General features: G+C 61.3%; 20 protein-coding genes. 12 read left to right on the top strand and 8 right to left on the bottom strand.

The annotated features are described in order from the left end of the window. Positions 1-66 precede the first annotated feature (66 nt). Positions 67-990 (bottom strand): bestrophin family protein, encoded by a 924-nt coding sequence (locus tag GM79_RS13705; RefSeq protein ID WP_035564788.1) that lies wholly within the window; start codon positions 988-990, stop codon positions 67-69. Between the two features lie 508 nt (positions 991-1,498). On the opposite strand from GM79_RS13705, the gene GM79_RS13700 reads away from it, so the two are divergent. Both GM79_RS13700 and GM79_RS13695 read left to right on the top strand, forming a co-directional pair. Further along, a complete protein-coding gene (locus GM79_RS13700) occupies positions 1,499-2,176 on the top strand; it encodes a DedA family protein (protein ID WP_035564786.1) in 678 nt (225 codons plus the stop codon). A gap of 123 nt (positions 2,177-2,299) precedes the next feature. Next, entirely contained in the window at positions 2,300-3,043 is a 744-nt protein-coding gene (locus tag GM79_RS13695; protein ID WP_035564784.1) for a shikimate dehydrogenase family protein, read from the top strand. An 89-nt stretch (positions 3,044-3,132) separates the two neighbouring features. On the opposite strand, the gene GM79_RS13690 is transcribed toward GM79_RS13695, so the two are convergent. Next, positions 3,133-4,566 carry a serine hydrolase gene (locus GM79_RS13690; protein ID WP_051718886.1) on the bottom strand — a complete coding sequence of 478 codons (1,434 nt, stop codon included), beginning with the start codon at positions 4,564-4,566 and terminating at the stop codon, positions 3,133-3,135. 123 nt (positions 4,567-4,689) lie between these two features. Beyond that, complete coding sequence (locus GM79_RS25505) at positions 4,690-4,845, bottom strand: hypothetical protein (RefSeq protein ID WP_161787177.1); 156 nt, start codon at positions 4,843-4,845, stop codon at positions 4,690-4,692. On the opposite strand from GM79_RS25505, the gene GM79_RS23155 reads away from it, so the two are divergent. Next, entirely contained in the window at positions 4,844-6,046 is a 1,203-nt protein-coding gene (locus GM79_RS23155; protein ID WP_051718885.1) for a sensor histidine kinase, read from the top strand. The genes GM79_RS25505 and GM79_RS23155 overlap by 2 nt on opposite strands. A gap of 40 nt (positions 6,047-6,086) precedes the next feature. After that, complete coding sequence (locus GM79_RS13680) at positions 6,087-6,845, top strand: LytR/AlgR family response regulator transcription factor (protein WP_035564782.1); 759 nt, start codon at positions 6,087-6,089, stop codon at positions 6,843-6,845. Between the two features lie 57 nt (positions 6,846-6,902). Here the strand turns inward: GM79_RS13680 and wrbA are convergent, their stop codons facing one another. Beyond that, positions 6,903-7,517, bottom strand: coding sequence for an NAD(P)H:quinone oxidoreductase (wrbA, locus tag GM79_RS13675; protein ID WP_035564780.1), 615 nt, complete (start codon positions 7,515-7,517; stop codon positions 6,903-6,905). A 372-nt stretch (positions 7,518-7,889) separates the two neighbouring features. On the opposite strand from wrbA, the gene GM79_RS13670 reads away from it, so the two are divergent. The 5 genes from GM79_RS13670 (at position 7,890) to GM79_RS13650 (ending at position 13,752) form a co-directional block, all read left to right on the top strand. Next, positions 7,890-8,540 carry an RNA polymerase sigma factor gene (locus tag GM79_RS13670; RefSeq protein ID WP_081867758.1) on the top strand — a complete coding sequence of 217 codons (651 nt, stop codon included), beginning with the start codon at positions 7,890-7,892 and terminating at the stop codon, positions 8,538-8,540. Then, positions 8,530-10,263, top strand: a complete 1,734-nt coding sequence (locus tag GM79_RS13665; RefSeq protein ID WP_152559992.1) for a hypothetical protein — start codon at positions 8,530-8,532, stop codon at positions 10,261-10,263. The genes GM79_RS13670 and GM79_RS13665 overlap by 11 nt, the downstream gene beginning before the upstream one ends. Positions 10,264-10,362: 99 nt before the next feature. Continuing rightward, positions 10,363-12,405 (top strand): excinuclease ABC subunit UvrB, encoded by a 2,043-nt coding sequence (uvrB, locus tag GM79_RS13660; protein ID WP_035564776.1) that lies wholly within the window; start codon positions 10,363-10,365, stop codon positions 12,403-12,405. A gap of 82 nt (positions 12,406-12,487) precedes the next feature. Next, on the top strand, positions 12,488-12,982 hold the full coding sequence (locus tag GM79_RS13655; RefSeq protein ID WP_035564774.1) for a hypothetical protein: 495 nt from the start codon (positions 12,488-12,490) through the stop codon (positions 12,980-12,982). A gap of 65 nt (positions 12,983-13,047) precedes the next feature. Then, positions 13,048-13,752, top strand: coding sequence for a head GIN domain-containing protein (locus GM79_RS13650; RefSeq protein ID WP_035564772.1), 705 nt, complete (start codon positions 13,048-13,050; stop codon positions 13,750-13,752). 146 nt (positions 13,753-13,898) lie between these two features. Here GM79_RS13650 and GM79_RS13645 read toward each other — a convergent pair whose 3' ends face one another. Then, positions 13,899-15,140: a metal-dependent hydrolase family protein gene (locus tag GM79_RS13645; protein WP_051718884.1), complete on the bottom strand. Its 1,242-nt coding sequence runs from the start codon at positions 15,138-15,140 to the stop codon at positions 13,899-13,901. 325 nt (positions 15,141-15,465) lie between these two features. Continuing rightward, a complete protein-coding gene (locus GM79_RS23150; protein ID WP_051718883.1) occupies positions 15,466-18,930 on the bottom strand; it encodes a PAS domain-containing protein in 3,465 nt (1,154 codons plus the stop codon). A 247-nt stretch (positions 18,931-19,177) separates the two neighbouring features. On the opposite strand from GM79_RS23150, the gene GM79_RS26335 reads away from it, so the two are divergent. The 3 genes from GM79_RS26335 to GM79_RS13625 are packed head-to-tail and all read left to right on the top strand — an operon-like array spanning position 19,178 to position 20,846. Next, entirely contained in the window at positions 19,178-19,630 is a 453-nt protein-coding gene (locus GM79_RS26335) for a MarR family winged helix-turn-helix transcriptional regulator (RefSeq protein WP_081867757.1), read from the top strand. A 42-nt stretch (positions 19,631-19,672) separates the two neighbouring features. Continuing rightward, positions 19,673-20,107 carry an organic hydroperoxide resistance protein gene (locus GM79_RS13630; protein ID WP_035564770.1) on the top strand — a complete coding sequence of 145 codons (435 nt, stop codon included), beginning with the start codon at positions 19,673-19,675 and terminating at the stop codon, positions 20,105-20,107. Positions 20,108-20,165: 58 nt separating this feature from the next. Next, on the top strand, positions 20,166-20,846 hold the full coding sequence (locus tag GM79_RS13625; protein WP_035564768.1) for a type 1 glutamine amidotransferase domain-containing protein: 681 nt from the start codon (positions 20,166-20,168) through the stop codon (positions 20,844-20,846). Positions 20,847-20,956: 110 nt separating this feature from the next. Here the strand turns inward: GM79_RS13625 and GM79_RS13620 are convergent, their stop codons facing one another. Together GM79_RS13620 and GM79_RS13615 are read right to left on the bottom strand one after the other, a co-directional pair. Further along, positions 20,957-22,246 (bottom strand): cation:proton antiporter, encoded by a 1,290-nt coding sequence (locus tag GM79_RS13620; protein ID WP_035564766.1) that lies wholly within the window; start codon positions 22,244-22,246, stop codon positions 20,957-20,959. A gap of 32 nt (positions 22,247-22,278) precedes the next feature. Continuing rightward, positions 22,279-23,173 (bottom strand): YitT family protein (locus GM79_RS13615; RefSeq protein WP_410471184.1); only part of this gene is annotated, 895 nt, incomplete at its 5' end.

Genomic DNA, 23,173 nt, shown 5'->3' with positions numbered 1-23,173 from the left:
ACGATACTAAAACACTGCTTTATACGGCTTTGCGTGCCAATTAAACACCCAAAAACAAAACAAACGCTAATGCATAACGCTGTAGGGAACTGATGCTAAAGCTTTTTTCTCAGCCGGCAGCTCCACACCCAGCAGGTCGTGCACGCTCACCCGAATTTTGTTGGAAAGCTGGGTAATGGGCAGGTCATTGCTGTCGTAACCAAAAGGGTTTTCAATTTCGTTCCCTATCATTTCCAGTCCCAGCATGGCGTAGGCTCCAATCATGGTGATGGGCACCATCCACCAATCGCAGGAATCGACCAGCACGAGCGGCATTATCATAATAAATATTGTGATATAGCACTTTATAAAGAAGCTGTACGAATACGGGATGGGCGTGGACTTGATGCGCTCGCAAGTGCCGTTCACGGCCATCATCGCGAGGTAGTGCTGCTTGATATTGATGAGGTGAATGGGGTCGAATATCTGCACCTGGCGGAGCTGCTCCACGCTTTCCATGAGCACGGCAATGATGGTAGAAGCCACACTCTCGGCCTTTTGCAGGCGTTCGATGATGTCGGGCGTGGCTTCCATTTTATCGAAGCGCACCTTGTTGCGCAGGCTACCTTCCACAGCAATGGGGAAATTGGAGATGAGGGCCGCGAAGTAGCGCCGGCTGGCTTTGGCCTCGCGGGGCAGCAGGGCATTCATTTCCATAGCCAAGCCCCGGCATTGCGATACCAGAACGCCCCACACTTTGCGGCCTTCGTAGTAGCGGTCGTAGGCGGTATTGGTGCGGAACACGAGCAACAAGCTTAGCAGAATACCCAGGATGGAGAGGTATTCGCGACCGATTTTCACGTTCAGGGTATGAAAATCGAGGCTGATAACGGCTACTGCCGAGCCATAGAGGCCCACCAGTGCTACACGCTTCAGTAATAGGCGAATGATTGCCGAAGTCTGGAAGTGCCGCAAGGCTTTCCACCAATCCCCTCCCTGGTAAACAATCATTCGATAAAGTATAAGTTACGTCCTCTCCTACAACGAGAAAGGCATAATGGGAGTTATTGCGGTTTTGTTCGAAAAGACGCCGCCAGGCTCAGAAGCGTGACGGACAGACTTCCACCGCCGTCGTGCCCCGCACACGTCATGCCACTTTCCAAATTTTGGTTCCTCATGCAAAGGTTCGTAAACCAGCTGCGAGGCTTTCGCGACGCTCAATTGCGCGTCCAGTGTATTCCTAACGCCTATTCCTGCTCTTCGGTATCTACTGTAAAAACATTTAATAATTTATACTGCTATGTTTTGAATCTGAGCTACAAAGGTATGAACAGTGGGGGCCTGGCGCAAAATATTCTCATCAAATAATACCACCTCCTTTCTCTCCGGCCTTGCTGAAAATAACCGAATCCAAGGCCCTGCTAAATTGGTAAAAGGCCCTCATTAGTTACTCCTTAGTGTGGGGGCTTCGGCTGGTTCGGCGACTAACGGTTTTCTTTGTGCCTCACTTATATCTGGCATGGAATTAATTAAGCATTTTTTCGATATTGTTTTGCACCTCGACGTGCAACTCAAACTCCTGGTGAATGAATACGGCAGTCTGACTTATCTCATTCTGTTCCTCATTATCTTCACCGAGACGGGCGTCATCATCTTTCCTTTCCTGCCCGGCGACTCCCTTTTGTTTGTGGCCGGGACGCTGGCAGCACAGCCCAACCTCGAAACCGGGGAGCCGCTGCTGAATATCCTGATTCTCATTCCCCTGCTAATGGCCGCCGCCTTTTTGGGCGATAACCTCAACTACTTTGTAGGCGATTATCTGGGACCGAAAGTGTTTCGGGAAAACTACAAGTTCCTGAACCGCAAATACCTGGACCAAACGCAGGCTTTTTATGCCAAGCACGGCGGCAAGACCATCATCATGGCGCGCTTCGTGCCCATCGTGCGCACGTTTGCGCCATTTGTGGCCGGTGTGGGCACCATGACTTACCGCTTTTTCATCTCCTACAGCATTGCAGGCGCCGCGCTCTGGGTGATTTCGCTCACCCTGGCCGGTTACTTTTTTGGCAATATTGAATGGGTGCAGAAGAATTTTACCATGGTTATCTACGGGATTATTTTGCTGTCCATTCTGCCGCCCCTCTGGTCGTTCATCAAAGGCAAGCTCAGCCCCCAGCCCGTGGCCGAGGGCCAATAAGGACGTTACCTCCCGGAATTCTTACAAATTGCAATCTACTGATAAAGCCGCCCCGCCCTTTACCGGCCGGGGCGGCTTTTTTGTGTTATTTTAGAGCGTTTTTCTGCTATTTGAATTCCCCTTATGCGTCAGTTTGGGCTTATTGGCCGCACCCTCAGTCACTCGTTTTCGCAGACGTACTTCACGCAGAAATTTTATTCGCAGCAGCTAGCGGACCACCGGTACGACCTGTTTGAGCTGGCCACTATTGGGGAACTGCCCAGGCTGCTGGCCGCCAACCCCAACCTGACGGGCCTGAACGTGACCGTACCGTACAAAGAGTTAGTGGTGCCTTACCTCGACGACACGGCGCTTTCGGCTAACCGCGTGGGCGCCGTTAATGTGATTGAGCGCACGGCTGAAGGACGGCTGGTGGGCCACAACACAGATTACATCGGCTTTCGGGACTCCTTGCGCACCTTTTGCCCGCTGCGCGGCGAGGCGGCGCGGGCCCTGGTGCTGGGCACGGGCGGCGCGGCCAAAGCCGTGGAGGTGGCCCTGCGCGAGTTGGGCATTCCCTATTGGAACGTGTCGCGCACCTTGCTCGGACCGGGCCTCACCTACGACGACCTGACGCCACAGCTGCTGGCCTCGCACCGGCTCATTATCAATGCCACGCCAGTGGGCACGTTTCCGAACGCCGGCGAGTGCCCGCAGCTCCCGTACCACGCCCTCACCGCCGACCATTACCTCTACGACCTGGTGTATAACCCAATGGAAACCCTGTTTATGGCCAAGGGCCTGGAGGCGGGTGCCCAGGTAAAGAATGGTTTCGAGATGCTATGCCTGCAAGCCGAGGCCGCCTGGGATATCTGGAATGGTAAATAAAAGGGGATTTGCTCGTTGTTCGTTGTCAGTGAGCCAATTAGAAACCACCGACAACTAACAACGAGCAACTATAATTGAGCCGCACCGGCTTACTCGACTTTAGCGCCCCGTTGGTCACGCCCGCTCTGGTGCAAAATGAGTTCGGCCACTTGCCCTTTGTCGTTGTTGGCGAACTCAACCTGGGCGTCCACCCCTTTCAAGGCAAATAGCACTGGCGACGCTGCTTCGGTTTCGAACTCCGACTGACCGGTGGCTTGCATGAACAGCTTGCCGGCCCGCTGCCGCACGGTAATGCGGAAGCTGGGCGCCAGCTCGTACACGCCCTCGTAGGACTTGAGCACGGTTTCGCTCACGGCCACTGCCGCCGATGGCGCGGGGCTAGCAGCGGTGGCAGGTGGTGTGGCCGGCTGGTGATTGAGGATGCGGAGCAGCCCCCGGCGCAGTTCCGGCAGCGCATTGCTGCTATGATTGTCGAGCAACACAATAAACTGCTGGCGCTGGGGCACCCGCACGAGGTAAGACTTGAAGCCATTGACGCCGCCGTTGTGCTCCTGTAGCTCCATGGTTTCGGAACCCATTTTCGCCGTCATCACCATCCAGCCGTAGGCATAATTATCCTTAACGGGAGTAAAAAGCAGCTTCTTGCTGGCTTCCGACAGCATTTTGGTACCGTTCAGGGCCTGGTTCCAGCGGTACATATCAGCCACGGTGGAGGTGATGGCGCCGGCCGCGTAGGGCACGCTCATGTCGAGCGGGCTGGTATTCACCACGCCGTTGGGGGTGCTTTGGTAGCCGGCCGCGCGGCGTCGGTCGGCGGGTTCGAAGGCATCGTAGGCGGTGGATTTCATGTTGCACGGCCGGGCGATGTTTTCCTGAAACACTTGGGTGTAGGGCTTGCCCGTCACTTTTTCGATAATGGCACCCAGCAGCACGTAGTTGGAATTGCTGTACTGAAACTGCGTGCCGGGCTCAAACTGCAGGGGCAATGCCGCGAAGAGGGCTACCAGCTGCGTCGGCGTCTGGGGCGACCGCATGATGTCGGGGCCGAAATTGGGCAGGGCAGTGTAGTCGGGCAGGCCGGCCGTGTGCGACAGCAAGTGGTGCAGGATAAGCTGGCGGCCGGCCGGCTGGGGGTAATCGGGCAGGTAATCCGAAACGGAGCCAGCCAACCGGAGCTGGCCTTTTTCGACCAATTGCAGTACCAGCGCCGCCGTAAACTGCTTGGTGAGGGAGCCAATGCGAAATTTGGTATCGGGGGCGTTGGGTACCTGCGGCTCGCGGCTGGCCAGGCCGTAGCCTTTTTGCAGCAGCACCTGGCCTTGCTCGGCCACCAGCACCGAGCCGTTGAAGCGGCCAGCCTGCTGAAACTGCTGCACGTAGGCATCGAGCTGCTGATTGATGGTGGTGGCGCTTGCAACGGCCTGGGGAGCGCCGGAGGCAGCCTGGGCCTGGCTAGGGGCGGGCGTCAGCAAGCCGAGGAACAAGAGGCCAAGGCCGGCGGCGGAGGGGAGGCAGGTTTTCATAAGGCAGGCAGGAAAAAAGGTGAGCGTTGAACTGGTTAAGGCAGAAGTCTGAAGCAAACCTAAACGCCCTAAATCCCTAGCTACTGGCTATTCAACCAACCCGGCCGCCGTGTCCCGAAACGACTACTTTTGGCCCTCAAACGCCTGTTTGGCAGTTACCAGGCTGCTATTGGGGGCCGGCAGGTGGTTGGTGGCGCCAATGCAGGCGTTGGGCGGGATGCCGGAGCCGTTGGTTGAAACGCGGGCCGGATGCTTTTGCCGCTGGCTACCTTTCGGCATGGATACTTCTTTCGTTTCGGCGGCGGCACCCGGGCCGGGGACGGCTAGTCCGGGCCCGGCCGCTGCCGCCGGGCGGGCCCGCGCTTTCGGCGATTTTAAGTGGTGGCCGCGCGCGCCGGAAACCACACCCGTGCCGTGGTGGGTGCACGCACTGCTACTGTTCGTGCTGCTGGGCATCGATGTGCTCCTGTATTACGCCACGCTCCTCGGCCCGAAAAGCAACGTGCGCATCGACCTGGTGTGGTATGTGCGCAACGGCGCGCTGGATGCCCTGACGGCGGCGCTGTTCTACTGGAACTGGGCCGTGCTATTTCCGCGCACGCTGGCCCACGGCCGCATGGACCGCTACCTGCTGGCCGCCGCAGCTTCGGCGGCGGGGTTCACGCTGCTGCGAATGGCCACTTCCAACCTGGTGTATTACGCGCTGAGCACCAACGACCCGGACCTGAGCACGCATTTCGGGATGCTGTTTACCATGCTCTGGGTGGGCAACCTGGTGACCGTGGCCGCCAGCTCGGGCCTGCGCATCGCGCTCGATTACCTCCACAGCCAGCGCCAGCGCCGCGAGCTGGAACGCCAGCACCTGCTCACGGAGCTGGCCATGCTCAAAACCCAAATCAATCCGCATTTTCTCTTCAACACCCTCAACAACATCTATTCCCTCACCAGCCGCAAATCGGACCGCGCACCGGAAGCAGTGCTGCGCCTGGCCGAAAGCATGCGCTACCTTCTCTATGAAAGCAGCGCCGACACGGTGCCCCTGAGTCAGGAGTTGGCCCACCTGCGCAGCTTTCTGGACTTGCAGCGCCTGCGCCTGCCCCAGGCCGAAGCCGAGGCAGCCATCGTCCTCCACCTTTTCGGGTCCGCCGACCTGGTGTTTCCGGTGGCTCCGCTCTTGCTGCTGCCCTTGGTTGAAAACGCCTTTAAGCACGGCGATTTAGCGGCGCGCCCCGAGGCCATCCGCATCGAGCTGGAGCTGCTGGGCGAGGATTTGCACTTTTCGGTGCACAATTACGTGGCAGCCGCCACCGACCTGCCGCACCAGCCCGGCGGCCTGGGCCTGCACAACCTGCGCCGCCGCCTGGAACTGCTCTACCCTGGCCGCCACGCGCTCCATGTGCGCACGCTACCGGGCGAGTACGCCGTGGAACTAGTCTTGCACGGAGAAGCCAAACGGCTCACGGCCCCGCGCCGCGCCTGAGAATCTGCCTTTATTTGCGGGCTCCTTTGCCCTGCTACCAATGCAACGCCTGACCTGCGTCCTTCTTGACGACGAACCGCTGGCCCTCGACCTGCTGGCCGACTACTGTGCCCAAATACCATTTCTGGACCTGCGGGGGCAATTTCATGACGCGCTTACGGGCCTGGCTTTCCTACAGGACAATCCCGTGGACGTCGTTTTTATCGACATTCACATGCCGCGCCTCACCGGCCTGCAGCTGGTGCAGCTGCTGCCCAGCCCCGGCCCGCGCATCGTTTTCACCACCGCCTACGACCAATACGCGGTGCAGAGCTACAGCCTCAACGCTACCGATTACCTGCTCAAGCCCATCGCCTTTGAGCGGTTTTTGCAAGCCGTGGCCAAAGTGCGGCAGGCCGTGGCCCACGCGACACCGGGCGCGGCACCGGCCGCCGGGCCAGCGCCGGCATTGGTGGGTCCGGTCGCCGCCCCGCCCATCGATGCCATGTTCGTCAAAAACGAGCATCGCCTGCAGCGCGTGGCCTTCGACGACATTCTCTACATCGAGGGCATGAAGGAATACCTGCTGCTGCACACGGCTTCGGCGGGCAAAATCCTCACCCTCCAGTCGTTCCGCCGCGTGGAGGAAGTGCTGCCACCCGAGCGGTTCGCACGCATCCACAAATCCTTCCTCGTGGCCCTGAGCCACATCGAGCACGTCGAGCGCGGCAAGGTGCAGGTGGCCGGCCGGCTGCTGCCCGTCGGCGATACCTACCGCGAGTCGTTTGGGGAACTGATTCGGGCGCATAACCAGCTGTAACCAAAAAAACAGGCCGCCCGATTGGGCGGCCTGTTTTGCAAAAAACCGTTCTGATTATTACTTGGCGGCCAATTTTTTGGCAATTTCGGCGGTGTGCTTGCCCTGGAAGCGGGCACCTTCCAGCTCGTTGGCGCTGGGCTGGCGCTCGCCTTTGCCGCCGGCCACGGTGCTGGCGCCGTAGGGCGTGCCGCCGGTTACTTCCTCGTGGCCCATCTGGCCCTGCCAGGCGTAGGGCAAGCCCACAATAACAAAGCCATGGTGTAGCAGCTCGGTATGAAAGGCCCGAATGGTGGTTTCCTGGCCGCCGTGCTGAGTGGCGGTGCTCACGAATACGCCGCCCACTTTGCCCACCAGCGCGCCTTTGGCCCACAGGCCGCCAGTGCTGTCCATGTAGGACTGCATCTGCCCGCAGAGGTTGCCATAGCGCGTGGGCGTGCCGAAGATGATGGCATCGTACTCGGTCAGCTCATCGGGGGTGGCCACGGGTACGTGCGCGAAGGCTTTTTGGGCTTCGGTGGCACCGATTTGGTCCAGCAGCTCTTTGGGCAAGGTTTCGGGCACGCGTTTCACCACTACTTCGTTGCCGGCTACTTCGCGGGCGCCTTCGGCAATGCCTTCGGCCATTTTCCAGATGTGGCCATAGGTGGAATAGAACAACACAAGGGTTTTCATACGAAAAAGGAAAAGGGGTTGAAAAAGTAACGCCGCTGGCAAATCACGCCAGCCGGATTGCACAGTGAGGTTGCAGGTAAATGGAAGCGAAGCTCACAAAACAATGTACCTACATTATTTATACTCCTCAGGTGTATTTAAGGTTATTGTTTCTTCGCACAATATCTTCGACGTGCAGGCATTATTCCGCTGCTCTCCAGCCCACACCACGTCTTTTTAGAAAGTTGTTGCAACCATTCGGGGTCCGGGTGCATCCACATGCAGCGGGCCACCAACGGGACGGGGCCATGCACACTTCTACTACCTTTCTATGCTGCGAAAAATGACCTTCTCTACCCTTCTTCCCGTCGGCAGGATTTGCCGGCCGTCGGCATGAGCGCCGCGACGTGGTTCGCGTTCGGGGCCGATGACGTGCTACCCGACCAAACGCCCGTGGCCCCGCGCCTGACGGCCAGCCGGGCCGCCACCGCCGGGCCGCCCACCGAAGCCGAGCTGATTGACGGCTGCCTGCGCGGCCGCCAGCTGGCCCAGAAGCTGCTTTACGACAAGTACGCTGGCAAAATGATGGCCGTATGCCTGCGCTACGCCCAAACCACGTTCGAAGCCGAAGACGTGCTGCAGGAAGGCTTTCTGACGGTGTTCCGCACCCTGGCCAGCTTCCGGCGCGAGTGCCCGCTGGAGTTCTGGATTCGCCGCATCATGATAAACGCGGCCCTGCGCCAGCACCGCCGCAACGCCTCGCTGGTGGCGGTGAGCGACGGCGAGTACCCGCAAACCCTGGCCAGCGAAGAATTTACCCTAAGCAATTATAATTTTCAGGAGCTTTTGCAGATGGTGCAGGAGTTGGCCCCGCGCTACCGCATGGTGTTCAACCTGTACGCCATCGAAGGCTACAACCACAAAGAAATCGGCGAGCTATTAGGCATCACCGAAGGCACCAGCAAGTCGCAATACTCCAGGGGCCGGGCAATTTTACAAACTAAGCTGGAGCGCCTCAATGCTCCAATCCGCCATGTCAACTAATCCTATCGAAGATAATTCTACGCCTAAACCCACCGGCAGCTTAGAGGACCTGTTTCGCCACCATCTGGGCGAGGAGGCCGCCGTGCCCCCGCGTCCCATGCTCTGGGACCAGATTGACAACTCGCTGCTCGTGCGGCAGAACGAAACTTACCGCCGCCGACTGGCTGCCACCCGCTGGGTAGCGGCGGCCAGTCTGCTGCTGGCCACGCTGGCCGGCACCGGTTGGTGGGCCAGCCACACGGCCGAAATGACCGGAGCGGAAGTTGCCACAACCATTCGCACACCGCAAGCAACTACGGGCAATATCCCCTCGGGCCCGTCCCGTGCTGATGCTACCCAGGCAGGAAACAACGCCGCCGAATCAATGCCCGCCAACGCTTCCGTGTCGGCCAGCTCATCGGCCGCCACCCGCCTGGCTAACCGCGGAACCGCTGCCGACACCCCGGCTCGCGGCACTTATGCCGCAACTATGGCGGCGGCGGCGGCGGAACGGTCGGCGCGCCGGAGCACGGGCTTTGGTCCTGCGGCTGCCCGCACCGGCTTGGGCAATGGTCCGACTGCGGCCGGACGCGGCGCTGGCACTGGCACTGGAGTAGTTGAAATACCCGGCAATGGCGCTTCCGGTACAGTTTATAGTGCGGCCAACGGCGGTACCGAGCTGGCGGCAGCTCGCACCACGCAAGCGGACGCTACTGAAACTCCGGCGCCCGGCGGCGCTGACAGGGTGTATCCGGCGGCATTGCCGGCGACCGAAGCAGCGCTTGCCACGGCAGCGACTGGCAGCACGCTGGTAGCTGGCAGCGCGGCGGGGCTGGGTGCGGCCAGTGCTTCGGCAGCCCTGGCTACTGCCGGGTCGGCGGCAGCCGTGGCTGGCCCAGAGGCGGTGGGCTTGCTGGCCGCCCGCCCGGCGGCGTTGAGCCTGAGCGGCGCGGCCGCGTTGCCCCATGGTTTGGCGGCGCTGGCCATACCGGCCGAGGAACCCGCTCTGGCTTTGGCCACCAGCAAATGGCGCTTTGGCGGCACCTACACGGTTGGGGCGTTCAATCCCAACATCAATTTCTCCCGCGCGGGCATCGAAACCGAATACCCATATAATCCCGCCCTCGGCCCCGATTCGCCGGCTCTGACGGAAGCCGCCGCCACTCAATACCGCGAAAACCTACAGGCCGGTCTCAGCCAACGCCTCGCGCTGGTCGTCAAGCGCCACCTCACCGGCAACTGGTCGCTGAGCACGGGTTTGAGCCTGTCGCAGGCCACGGCCCAATCGGCTTCGACCTCGGCTTTTGTAGGCGAGCAGCTGATTGATTTGGGCCGGTTTACCAACGGAAAAATGTACGCCACCGACTTCCGCTACCGCGTGGCCGGCATTCCGGTAGAAGCAAGCTATAACAACCCATTGAAGCGCGGCTGGAGCCTGTATGGCCGCCTGGGCGGCGCGGTGAACGCCTTACTAAGCGTGCGCAGCGAAGTAGCGGGCTCCCCCGAAGCAACGAAAACCTACTCCATCGCTTCGGCCGGCGGGCCCTACCGCCGCCTGCTGGCCAGCGTGCAAGGAGGCGCGGGGGCTCAGTTCCGGCCCGGCAGCGGCCTGTGGGCCTTCACGCTCGGCCCGGTAGCCGAAATGAACCTGTTAACCCTGAACGCTAACCCGGCGCAGGGCTACCTGCGTCAGAGCCGCGCCTACACGTTCGGCCTTGAAGCAGGGCTGGAGTTTGGCCACTAAGCGAGCGTAACCAACACGCCTAATTCGCTTCCGACGAAACCCAAAATGGTGGTTTGCGGTTAAGTCAGGCTGACCTTTTCGGCCTACCTTTCGCGTTGCATGGAGTACCAACTGACCTCTGAATTTAAGCCGACCGGCGACCAGCCCACGGCCATTGCCAAGCTCGTGGAGGGCGTGAACAACGGGGAGCACGCCCAGGTGCTGCTCGGGGCCACCGGCACCGGCAAAACCTTCACCATGGCCAACGTTATTGCCCAAACGGGCAAGCCAGCCCTGGTGCTTTGCCACAACAAAACCCTGGCCGCGCAGCTCTACGGCGAATTCAAGGCATTTTTTCCGAACAATGCCGTCGAGTACTACATCAGCTACTACGACTACTACCAGCCGGAAGCCTACATTGCCAGCACCGACGTATTCATCGAGAAAGACCTGGCCATCAACCAGGAAATTGAGAAGCTGCGGCTGCACACCACCTCCACCCTGCTCAGCGGCCGGCGCGACATCATCGTCATCGCCTCGGTGTCGTGCATCTACGGCATCGGCAACCCCGAGGAATTCGCCAAAAACGTTATTTTCCTCAAGCCGGGCATGCGCTACACGCGCAACAACCTGCTCTATCAGTTCGTCCAGATTCTGTATTCGCGCACCGAGGTGGAGTTCACGCGCGGCACCTTCCGGGTGAAGGGCGACACCGTGGACGTGTTTCCGGCCTACGCCGACCACGCTTTCCGCATCTACTTTTTTGGTGATGAGATTGAGTCGGTGCACAAGATTGACCCGGTGAGCGGCAAGAAGCTGAGCGACGAGGCCAACGGCGTAGCGCTATACCCCGCCAACCTGTTCGTGACCGGCAAGGAAACCCTGAATGCGGCCATTAAGCAAATTCAGGACGACATGGTGCTGCAGCACGCTTACTTCGAAAAAGAAGGCCGCGACTCCGAAGCCAAGCGCATTATGGAGCGCACCGAGTTCGATTTGGAGATGATTCGCGAATTGGGCTACTGCTCGGGCATCGAGAACTACTCGCGCTATTTTGATGGGCGCACGCCGGGCTCGCGGCCGTTCTGCCTGCTCGACTATTTCCCCCAGGACTACCTATTGGTAGTAGACGAGAGCCACGCCACCATGCCCCAGATTCGGGCCATGTGGGGCGGCGACCGCAGCCGCAAAACCGCCCTCATTGAGTACGGTTTCCGCCTGCCCTCGGCCCTGGATAACCGGCCGCTAACTTTCAATGAGTTCGAAAGCATGTACCGGCAGGCCGTATTCGTATCGGCCACGCCGTCGGACTACGAGCTGGCCCAGGCCGACGGCGTGGTGGTGGAGCAGATTATCCGCCCCACCGGCCTGCTCGACCCGGAAATCGACATCCGCCCCAGTATCAACCAGATTGACGACCTGCTGGACGAAGTGGACAACCGCGTGAAAATGGGCGACCGGGTGCTCGTCACCACCCTCACCAAGCGCATGGCCGAGGAGCTGAGCAAGTACATGGACCGCCTGGGCATCAAGGTCGAGTACGTGCACTCCGACGTGAAAACGCTGGACCGCGTGGAGATTCTGCGCAAGCTGCGCCTGGGCGAAATCGACGTGCTGATTGGCGTGAACCTGCTGCGCGAAGGGCTGGATTTGCCCGAAGTGAGCTTGGTGGCTATTCTCGATGCCGACAAGGAAGGCTTCCTGCGCGACCAGCGCAGCCTGATTCAGACCATGGGCCGCGCCGCCCGAAACGACCGCGGCAAGGTGATTATGTACGCCGACCGCATGACCGGCTCGATGCAGCGCGCCATTGACGAGACCAACCGGCGCCGCGCCACCCAGGCCGCCTACAACGAGGAGCACGGCATCACGCCCCGCACCGTGCGCAAGAGCCACGCCGAAATCATGGGCCAGACCTCGCTTTCCGATTACCGCGTGCTCGACAACCAAGCCTATGCTGGCCCCGATTCCGACGGTGCCGCTCTGGCACTGGCCGCCGAGCCCGTGGTGGCCATGATGAACCGCACGGAGCTGGAAAAGCTCATTAAAACCACCGAAAAGCAGATGGAAGCCGCCGCCAAAGAGCTGGATTTTTTGCAAGCTGCCAAGCTGCGCGACGAGCTGGCCGCGCTCAAAACCATGCTCAAAGGCAAGAGGGACTAACCGCGACTGGCACGGAATTCGAAAAAGGGGTGAGAACGCCGCATGACGCGCCGTTCTCACCCTTTTTTCTGCTTTTGACCTTATGAGACACTGGCTACTTTTTGCCGCGCTGCTGCCTTGCCAGTTGGCGGTGGCGCAGGCCGGGGCCACGCTCCCACCCCACACTATACTGCCCGCGCTGCCCGTGGCCAGCCTGCAGCCTACAAACAGTACCACGGCGGTGCGCAGTGCGGCGGGGGTGCGCTACCAGTACCAGCTGGTTCACCTCGACAACCGTATTATCTGGCTGGCACCGGCCTGGCGCGGCCAAACGAAGCGGGAAGCGTCCCGCCGGCTCTTCAACAGCAATGAAGTGGGTGAATTGGATGGCCTACTGCTCAAAATCATCAACGAGCTTTCGGCCGATGGCTGGGAATTGCTGGAAATACAAGCTTCCACGATGCCGGTAGAAGCCACTCAAAAAATCGAGACGGAGCTGCCCTTCAACGACCCTACCCGGCCGGTTTACAAGGGCACAACGTCCATTGTTACTTCTTCGGAAACGCGCTACCTTTTTCGGAAAGCTGTGGTAAATTAGGGCGCCGGACAACCTCGCACTGCGTTCCGGCATCCAGTCGTTCACACCTTTTTTCTGCGTTTCTCATGAAGACATTATTTCTTATCGCCACCGTGGCTGCATTTTCGTTCGACACCTGCACCGCGCAGGCGCAGGAAAGGAAAACGCGCCAGCTAGGCAGCTTTGACGCCGTGAGCTCCAGCGGCGGCATTGACGTGGTTCTGACCCAGGGCGCCACTACTTCCGTGACGGTAGAAGCCTCGGCCGAAGCCCAGTCCCATCTGGTAACGGAAGTGAAAGACGGGGCCCTCACCATTGGCTGGGAACGCGACTATTCCTGGCGAAACCTGTTGAGCAGCAAAGGCAAAGTCGTAGTCTACATCACTTCTCCGCGGCTCAAATCCGTGTCGATGAGCGGCGGCGCAGATGCCAGAAGCGAATCCACATTTACCACCGATAATTTCAGAATCAATGCCAGCGGCGGCAGCGACATCAACCTCACCCTGGCCGCCAAAACCATTTCCGTGCAGGCATCCGGCGGCAGCGATATCAAGCTGGCCGGGCGTGCCGAACGCCTGAAGGTGAATGTGAGCGGCGGCTCCGATTACGACGGCTTCGCCCTGCGCAGCACCGCAGCCACCGTAAGCGCCAGCGGCGGCTCCGACGCCAACGTATCGGCGGAGAGCGAAATTTCCGTCAACGCCTCCGGCGGCAGCGACATTCGCTACAAGGGTGCCGCCAAAGTATCCAAATCCAGCAGCGGCGGCAGCAGCGTGCGCCACATCCAATAAGTCATTAGACTTGTTCCTAAATACAAAAAAGTGTAAAATCGACGGTCATGCTGAGCGCAGCCGAAGCATGACCGTCGATTTTTTCGTTTCTGCTTATTCGGGAACAAATTTATTAGCTGTTAGTGGCGAACGAAAGGCACTGACCGTTATTTATACAGTACTCCGCCCTTCATCACGAGCCGGATTTGGCGCACGGCGGACACATCCTGGGTAGGGTCGCCGGCCACGGCCACCAGGTCGGCCAGCAGGCCGGGACGGATGCTGCCCCGGTCGGCGAGGTGAAAAATCCGGGCGTTGCCGCTCGTGGCCTGCCGCAGCACTTGTAGCGGCGTGAGACCAAAGTCCTGCACCAGCTGCTCCATCTCGCGGGCGTTGTCGCCGTGGGTAAATACGCCAACGTCGCCGCCCATCACCAGCGTCACGCCGGCTTTCAGGGCGGCCTCCATGCTGGCATGTTTTTGCTGAATGCGCGGTGGCTGAGGTTCCCGCCCTTTTTTCCAGCCCTTGTATTGCGAAGTGGCGTCGCCGGCGGCCACGGTGGGACACAGCGCCACGCCACGCTGCTTCATCAGCCGGAATATTTCGACGGTGCCTTCGTCGCCGTGTTCGATGGTTTCGACGCCGGCCAGCGTGGCACGGCGCATACCCTCCACCGTGGAGGCGTGTGCCACCACGCCCCGGCCCGCCGAGCGGGCCGTTTGCACGATGAGCGTCAGCTCGTCCTGCGAAAACGTGGGCTGGGCAGTGTTATTGAGGCCCCAGCGGTAGTCGGCGTACACTTTGATAAGGTCGGCGCCCTTCCCGATTTGCTCCCGTACGGCGCGCACGAGACCGTCCACACCGTCGGCTTCCTGGGCGCCCTGGGGCACGTCGATGTCAGTAGCCAGCTTGGGGCCGTAGCTGCCCGTAGCTACCAGCGCCCGCGTGGCCACCAGTAGGCGCGGGCCCGGAATAATGCCCTGGTCGATGGCCTGCTTCAGGCCCACATCGGCATAGCCGGCACCCTCGCTGCCCAGGTCGCGGGCCGTGGTGAAGCCCGCCAGCAGCGTGCGCTGCGCGTGCATCGTAGCGCGAGCCACGCGCAGGGCCTGCGACTCCAGCAGCACCTGGTCGTTCCAGGAAGTTTCGTTGTAAGGGTGCAGCAGCAGGTGCGCGTGACCTTCAATGAGGCCAGGCAGCAGCGTGAGGCCAGGCAGGTCGAGGGTGCGCCCGCCGACGGGCAACGTTACCTGAGCCGCCGGGCCGGCGGCCGTTATCCGGTCGTTTTCCACCAGTACAACCCAGCCCTGGTGCAGGTTCTGCCCGTCGAACACGGCGGCGGGCCGTAGCAGGGTAGCCCCGGCAGCGGGGCTGGTTGCGGCGGGTTGCGCCTGAGCGGCCAGCCCCATGCCCACCCACAAGCCGACGCACAGCAAGCCCCTGCGGCCAGCCCGCCAGCACCCAAAACCACGTTTTTCAGCGGACCACCGCAAGCAATTTTTACTCATATCTGAAGCCGCGTTGCCCGGTATTGCGGGGCCACCCGGCGAAGCTACTCTCCCAACCGCATTTGCCGCCAGCCAACCGTTGGCCGACGCCTGGCTTTTGGGTCTGTAGTCAGCTATAGGGCCACAAGCTGAGCGGGGGTAGGGGTCGTCGGCCAGCAGTGATACGCCGTTTTCAGCTGCGCAGGAAGCCACTGGGTGCGGCAAAGCTTATCAGGCAGCGGCGGCCTCAATTCAGCTCGACATCCAAGCCTGGTTCGGTGGATAGCTCGGTGGGCAATTCGGTTAGTGCACGGTTTACGGCAGCGGCCAGCTGCGCTACCAGTAAGGTCCGGTCGGTGGTATTGGCTTGGGTAGCGTACTGATGCGCACCCGGGGCTTTTTCCAGCGCGCTCATCGCGTGCGCCACCCCTGGTATGCCCAGCGCGGCCAAATTGGGCTTGATGTGGTGGGTGAGCTCGGCCACCCGGCTCCACTGCCCGGTCGCGGCGGCCTCCTGAAGCTGCGCCAGGGTGGCCGGCGTATTGGTGAGAAAGGAACGAATGATTTTGCCCACAAACGCTTCCCGGCCACGGGCCATGGCGCGCAGCTTGGTCAGGTCGTAGGGCCGGACCGGGGAGGGCAGCGCGCGCAGGGCCGTCAGCTTATGGTAGAGGTCCTGCTCCTCGAAGGGCTTGGCAAGGCAGTCGTTCATGCCAGCGGCACGGTAGCGCTCGTTGTCTTCCCGGAAAGCATTGGCCGTGAGGGCCAAAATGGGCACCTGCGCTTTAATTGGGTCGGCCAGCTGGCGCACAGCCCTGGTCACGTCCACCCCGCTCAGGCCGGGCATCTGAATATCCATCAGCACCGCGTCGTAGGTGTGGGCGGTGAGTAATTTCAGGCCCTGCTCGCCGTCCACGGCCTCTTCCAGCAGCACGCCCCACTCTTCCAGCATAAAGCGGGCGACCTCGCGGTTTATTTCGTTGTCCTCCACCAGCAGCACCCGCAGGCCGGCCAGCGCGCCAGTATTGAACTCGCCGGCGGTATCGGGCACCACTACGGGCGCTTCGGCCTTGGGCAAGGTGAGGGTGAAGGCGAACGTGCTGCCCTGGCCGGGGGCGCTGCGCAGGCGCAGGGTGCCGCCCAGCTGCTCTACCAGCGCCCGGCTGATGCTCAGGCCCAGCCCCGTGCCGCCGAAGTGCCGCGACGTATCGGCGTAAGCCTGGGTGAAGCCCTCGAAAATACTGGCGTGCTTGTCTGGGGCAATGCCGATGCCGGTATCCGTCACGCTGAATTCCACGGTGAGGTGCGTGCTGGTTTCGGTCAGCTGGCGCCCCGCTACGGTGATGCCGCCGCGGGCCGTGAACTTGATAGCGTTGGCCACCAGGTTAATGAGAATCTGATTCAGCCGGTAGGGGTCGCTCACCACCCAGGGGTAAGCGCAGCTTTCGCGCAGCGTGGTGGCACTAAAAGTTAGTCCTTTTTCCTGGGCCTGCAGCACGAGGGGCTGCACGGCCTGGCCCATCGATTCGCAGAGGTTGAAGGCGACTTGCTCAAATTCCAGCTTGCCCGAGGTGATTTTGGCCATGTCCAGCACGTCGTTGATGACACTGAGCAGGTGTTGGCCAGAGGTGCGAATCATGCGCAGAAACTCCTGCTGCCGGGGCTCCAGTGGAGTTTTGCCCAGCTGGCTGGCCATGCCCAGAATGCCATTGAGGGGCGTGCGGATTTCGTGGCTCATGTTGGCCAGGAAATTTTCCCTGGCCAGCGCCGCCGACTCGGCCGCTTCTTTGGCGCGCCGCATTTCCCGCTCGGCGGCAATGCGCTCGGTAATGTCGTGCGAGTGCGAAATAACATACGGCTCCTGGCCCGGCTCGCTCACCAAAAAGTTGCGGTAGAGCAGGTAGCGCTGCTCGGTGCTGCCGCGGGGGCACACACGCTGCACGCCCGACGCCTCGTGGGCCGCCGTGATAAGCGCCAGGTAATCGGCAAAGGCGGCCCGGTCATCGCTGGTCATTACCACGGCCACATTGCTGCCCACAATCTCGTCCATGGGCATATTCAGCAGCTCGCTCAGGGCGGGGTTGGCCGTGAGCACCGTGCCGTCGAGGGCGTGCGCACAAATGAAGGCCTGCGCGTAGTTCATCAGGTCGCGGTACTGCTTTTCGCTGCGTTCCAGGGTTTGCTGCGCGCGGCGGAAAGCGGTGATGTCGGTGCTCACGCCCAGCACGTGCATGCGGCCGTCGGGCCGGGGCAGGGGTCGTTTCACAGTTTGGTACACGCGCTTCGAGCCGTCGATTAGGGTCAGGGTTTCCTCCACCTGCAGCGTTTGGCCGCTGCGGATAACCTGCTGGTCGTTGGCAATAAGCTGCGCTGCTTCTGCCGCCTCCACGCTGCCGGGCGCTAGTTCCTCACCCGACAGGTGGTGGCAAACCTGCCGGACGGCCTGCATGGCGTGGTTTTCAAACACAATACGGTGCGCTCCGTCGCGCACGTAAATCACGCTGGGGCTGGCATCCAGAATGCTTTGGGTGAAGTCCTGCTGCTCGCTCAGTGCCCGGCGCGTTATTTCCTGCGCCGTTATGTCAAGCCCGTAGCCGATAACCAACCGGATGGCCTCGCCGGCTTCGGGCACGGGCTGCAGGCGGCGCATCATGTAGTGGGGATGTTCGGCATCGCCCAAAGTCTCGACCCATTCGTGACGCTGGCGGCTGCGAAGCACGTTTTGCATGTGCTGCTGCCGACGCTGCGCCAGGCTGGTCGGGCTGCCCCGGTGGGCGTTATATTCCTCGTTGGTGCGCCCCAGCATCCACTGGCGGAGTGCGGTATCGGGCACGGCCGCCGGGTTCACGAACCGGTAGCGGTATTCCTGGTCCACCACAAATACCTCGGCGGGCAGCTCGTTGAGAATGGTTACGTAGAAGTGCTCCTGCTCCCGCAACTGCTGCTCGGCCCGCACGCGCGTGGTTGTTTCACCCAAATACAGGTTTACATAGCCTTCAGCGGCAAATGGCACTACATGCGCGCTAAACCACCGCTGGCCCAAGGCGTTTTCCATCTGAAAACCGGTGCCCTGGCTCAGCGCCTGCGTGGCCAATCGGCGCAGCTCCGCTTGGCCCTGCACCCGCTCGGCCCGGGCCAGGCTCCGACTCAGCTGGTGGGCGGCGGCGTTGGCATAGAGCAGCCGGCCCGAAGCAGCCAGCCGCACCACCGGGTAGGGGTTTTGCTGCGGAATGCGGGCCACGGACTCCAGCTGGGCCAATAGCTGCTGCCGCTCCGTTACCTCGTGCCAATACAATAGCCGCCGGCCGGTGTCGCCATCCTCCCCGGCCTCGGATAGCTCGCCGAATGCCAGCACCCGGCCGCCGTGCAGGGTGTGAACCAGTCCAAAGCTGCTCGCCTCGCTTGCCAGCACCTGGGTTTGCGCGTGGGACAGCAACTTTTCTACGGGCTGCCCCAGCCAGCTGGTCGGCGCATCCGGCAGCCCATAAAGCGTAAAAAAGCGCTGGTTAAGTACTTCCACGCGGCCGTCGGCGCCGAGAAGCGCAATACCCTCGGGCAGCAAGTCGATAAGCAGATGCGCCTGGGGGGTTATGGCTTCAGCCGCTTCGGGAGCGGGTGCCAGGGCCCGGAGCAAAGCGGTGGCACGCTGCCGGGCCTGGGCCAGGTCGGCGGGGGTAGCGGAAGGCAACGGCAGCGGCGAGGGCGTGAGCATAGGGAGTTACTCCGCAATATCTGGCCTTAAAAGGCCGCGATTCTTCCGCCTTGGCCCAACGACTAGTTTTGCCATCCGAACATCGGTATGTGCCCGGTGAAACCAGCGTTTCAGCAGACGAGCGAAGCGGTGTAGTGCTTGCAGTCGCGTTTTAAACCGGGGAGCACTTGAGCTGCGTAACAGGGATTATTTAATTGTGCACAATTAAACCTTGCGCCACTTAAATTGGTTTACCCTTTCGAAACCTATGAACACGCCCAGCACTCCTACCCCCGTCAACCCCATGCAGCAGCTGGCAAACCAGTTGTGTTTTCCGCTCTACGCCGCGTCGCGGATGCTCACCAAGGCCTACCAGCCCTACCTGCAGGAGCTGGAGCTGACGTACCCGCAATACCTCGTGCTGCTGCTGCTGTGGGAGCACGAAGAGCTAACGGTGAAAGCATTGGGCGAGCAATTGATACTGGATTCGGGTACGCTCACGCCCCTGCTTAAGCGCATGGAGCAAAAGCAGTGGCTCAGCCGCCGCCGCGACCCCACCGATGAGCGCATGGTACTTATCCGGCTGCTGCCGGCCGGACGCGACTTGCAGGCCCGGGCCTGCCACATTCCCAAGCAGCTGCTCAAAAAGCTGGCCCTCACCTCCACCGAATTCGACGCCCTTCGCGGCCAACTGCAACACATCCTGACCCAGCTGGCCTGATTGAGGCCGCTTTTTTTACTTCAACCCCTTTTTTTAACCCTAATGAAAATCGAAAAAATCTTCACCGCCCAGGCCTTGGCCAAAGGTGGCCGCGACGGCGCTATCACCACCGCCAACAATGCGCTGAGCCTCAGCCTGAGCACGCCCAAAGAAATGGGCGGCCCCGGCAAAGCTGGCGCCACCAACCCCGAGCAACTGTTCGCCGCCGGCTACGCGGCCTGTTTTGAAGGCGCTTTGGGCGTGGCCGCGCGCCAGGCCGACGTGAAGCTGAGCAACGTGACCGTGGAAGCCTTCATTGGCTTTGGCCAGGCAACGGACGGGGGCTACGGCATCTCGGCCGACCTGCACGTGAACCTGCCCGGCATTCCGCAGCCGCAAGCCGAGGAGCTGGTGGCGGCGGCCCACGGTATCTGCCCGTATTCGCGAGCTACCAAAGGCAACATCGAGGTGAGCCTCACCACGACTACCAACGCCTAATCCTGCTGCCAGCAGGCAGTTGGGCTACCCAATTTTTCAACTTAACCCTACGATACCGATGAAGATTTTAATGGTGCTGACTTCGCACGACCAACTGGGCGATACCGGCGAGAAAACCGGCTTTTGGCTGGAGGAATTTGCCGCGCCCTACTACGTGTTTCAGGACGCAGGCGCAGACCTCACGCTGGCTTCGCCCAAAGGTGGCCAGCCGCCCCTCGACCCCAAAAGCGACGCCCCCGACGCTCAAACCGAAGCCACCAAGCGCTTCAAGCAGGACACGGCCGCCCAGCAGGCCCTGGCCACAACCGTGCAGCTGAGCACGGTGAGTGCCGCCGACTACGACGCCGTGTTTTACCCCGGCGGCCACGGTCCGCTCTGGGATTTGGCCGAGGACCAGCAGTCCATCGCGCTGATTGAAACCATGTATGCCGCCGGCAAGCCCGTGGCGGCCGTGTGCCACGCGCCCGCCGTGCTGCGCCACCCCAAAGCCGCCGACGGTACGCCCCTGGTGCAGGGCAAGTCTGTGACCGGCTTCACCAACACCGAGGAAGAAGCGGTGCAGCTGACCAACATAGTGCCTTTTCTGGTGGAAGACATGCTGAAAAGCAACGGCGGCGAGTACTCGAAAGGCGCCGACTGGGCGCCCTACGTGGTAACGGCCGGCCACCTCATCACTGGCCAAAACCCGGCCTCCTCCGAGCCCGCCGCCCACGAGCTGCTGAAGCAGCTGGCGAAGTAAGTACGGGTTTGAATTTGCTGGCTGCCCCGGTCGCTCCATTAATCAGGAGGGGCCGGGGCAGCTTTTTGCTTGTGGGCTTGTGAAGAGCTGGCCGTGGTGTTGCCCACTCGCTATTCGGCGGTTGGCTCTGCTTTGCCGTCGGATTCTTCGGTTATCTCGGCGGCTATTTTGCGGCCGTGGCGGCGGTCCAGCCAGTTCATGACGGGCGTGGCAAGTGCGCCGTGCATCACGATGGAAACCAGCATGGTGAAGCCCAGCACGGCCCACAGCAGGCGGGCCTGGGGGAAATTAGCTCGCTCCAGCGCGAAGGCAATGTAGAAAATGGAACCGATGCCCCGAATGCCGAAAAAGGAGATAACCACCCGCTCGGCCAGGGTAACGCGCTCGGAGCCAGCCAGGGTGAGCATACCGCCCAGGGGCCGCAGCACCAGTAGCAGCAGCAGGCCTACGGCGGCGGCCTGCCAGGTGAGCGGCGCCAGCAAGCCCCCCGCAATGGCGCCGCCAAAGAGAATCAGAATCACCACAATCAGCAGGCGCTCCAGCTGGTCGGTGAAGGCGTGCATCTGCTTGTGGTATTCGTGCTTGCTCTCGCGGCCGCGCAGCGTGATGGCGGCCACGAACACGGCCAGAAAGCCGTAGCCATGCACCAGCTCCGTGACGCCGTAGCTGACGAGCGTCACGGCCAGGGCCACGAAGCCGTAGGCGCTGGCCTTGATGCTGATGCGCTTGGGCAGGCTGAAAATGAGGAAGGCCAGCAGCCGACCCGACAGCCAGCCCAGTACCACGCCTGCCACCACGCGGTAGAGCACGTCCATCCAGAGCCAGTGCAGCAGCCGGTCAGTTACCGGAATAGCATCGGGGATCAGGGCCAGGGCCAGCCACACGAAGGGAAATGCCAGGCCGTCGTTGAGGCCGGCCTCGCCGGTGAGGGCGAAGCGCACGTTGTCTTCGCGGCCTTCGCCGGGGTCGCCCACCTGCACGTCGCCGGCCAGCACAGGGTCGGTAGGGGCCAGCGCGGCCGCCAACAGCACCGCCGAGGGCAACGCCAAGCCCAACAGCCCCCAGCCAGCCAGCGTGAGGCCGGCAATGGTGAGGACCATGAGAATGAGTACCAGCTTAAGCGGCGTGCGCCACCGAAGCAGCGAAAACGCCCGGTCAATTTTCAGCCCGGTACCGGTGAGGGCCACGATGACGCAAAGCTCGGACAGGTGGGTAATAAGCGTCGGGGACTCGAAAGGGTCAACTGAGGGCAGCTCAATGGGCAACGAAAACACACCCAACCCCAGCAAAATATAGAAAATGGGGTAGGAAAGCGGGTACTTTTCGAGCAGGGAAGGCAGCCAGGCCACGCCCATAATGGCCACGCCCAGCACCACCAGCGCAATGTTATAAAATGACATACGGAAGAATAGTTGAGCTGTAAGCTTGAGGCTTAATGTAAGGGGCGGCGTTTGACGAGGCCACCTTTGGTTTCGCGCACGCTGTGCATCACTACGAATGCCTGGGGGTCAATCTGGTCGATTTCTTCTTTGAGGCGGGTGACTTCCAGCCGGGTAGTTACCGTGAAAATGATGTCGATGGTTTCGCGGGCCTGGCCGTGGGCGCCAAACCCCCGGCGCCCGGCGTAGATGGTGGCGCCGCGCCCGAGCTTTTCGGTGAGCATGGTGCGGATGGCTTCGCTGTGGGCCGAGATGATGGTGACGCCGGTGTATTCCTCGATGCCTTCGATAATGAAATCAATCGTTTTGGCGGCCGAGAGGTAGGCGAGAATGGAATACAGAGCGGTTTCGACCGAAAGCAGCAGGGCCGCCGCGCCAAAAATAACGAGGTTAATAAGCAGAATTACATCGCCGACGGAGAGGGACGTTTTTTTGCTCAGGTACAGGGCCAGCACTTCGGTGCCGTCGAGCACGGCGCCACCGCGCACTGTGAGGCCGATGCCCGCGCCGAGGAAAAACCCGCCAAACACGGCAATCAGCAGCTTGTCGTGGGTGAGGGTTGGGAAGGAGATGAAGAGCAGCACCACGGCCAGCCCCACAATGGCGGCCAGCGTTTTGAGGGCAAACGTGCGGCCCAGTTGGTAGTAGCCCATCACGATGAAGGGCAGGTTGAGCAGCACAATCAGCACCGAAACGGAGACCCCGGAAAGCTGGTTGCCCAGCAGCGAAATGCCGGTTACGCCCCCGTCGATGAAGCCGTTGGGCAGCAAGAACCCTTTCAGGCCCAGGGCCGCCGATAGCACACCCGCAGCGATGAAAATGACCGGTACGAGGTAGCTGCGCAGCGGCCGGCCGGCGGCGGCGGCGCCCGGCAGTGGCGCGGCCGGC

The sequence above is a fragment of the Hymenobacter sp. IS2118 genome (genome assembly GCF_000715495.1).
Lineage (GTDB): Bacteria > Bacteroidota > Bacteroidia > Cytophagales > Hymenobacteraceae > Hymenobacter.
Note: the sequence above shows the minus strand (reverse complement) of the source record. Positions and strands in the feature narration are given on the sequence as shown.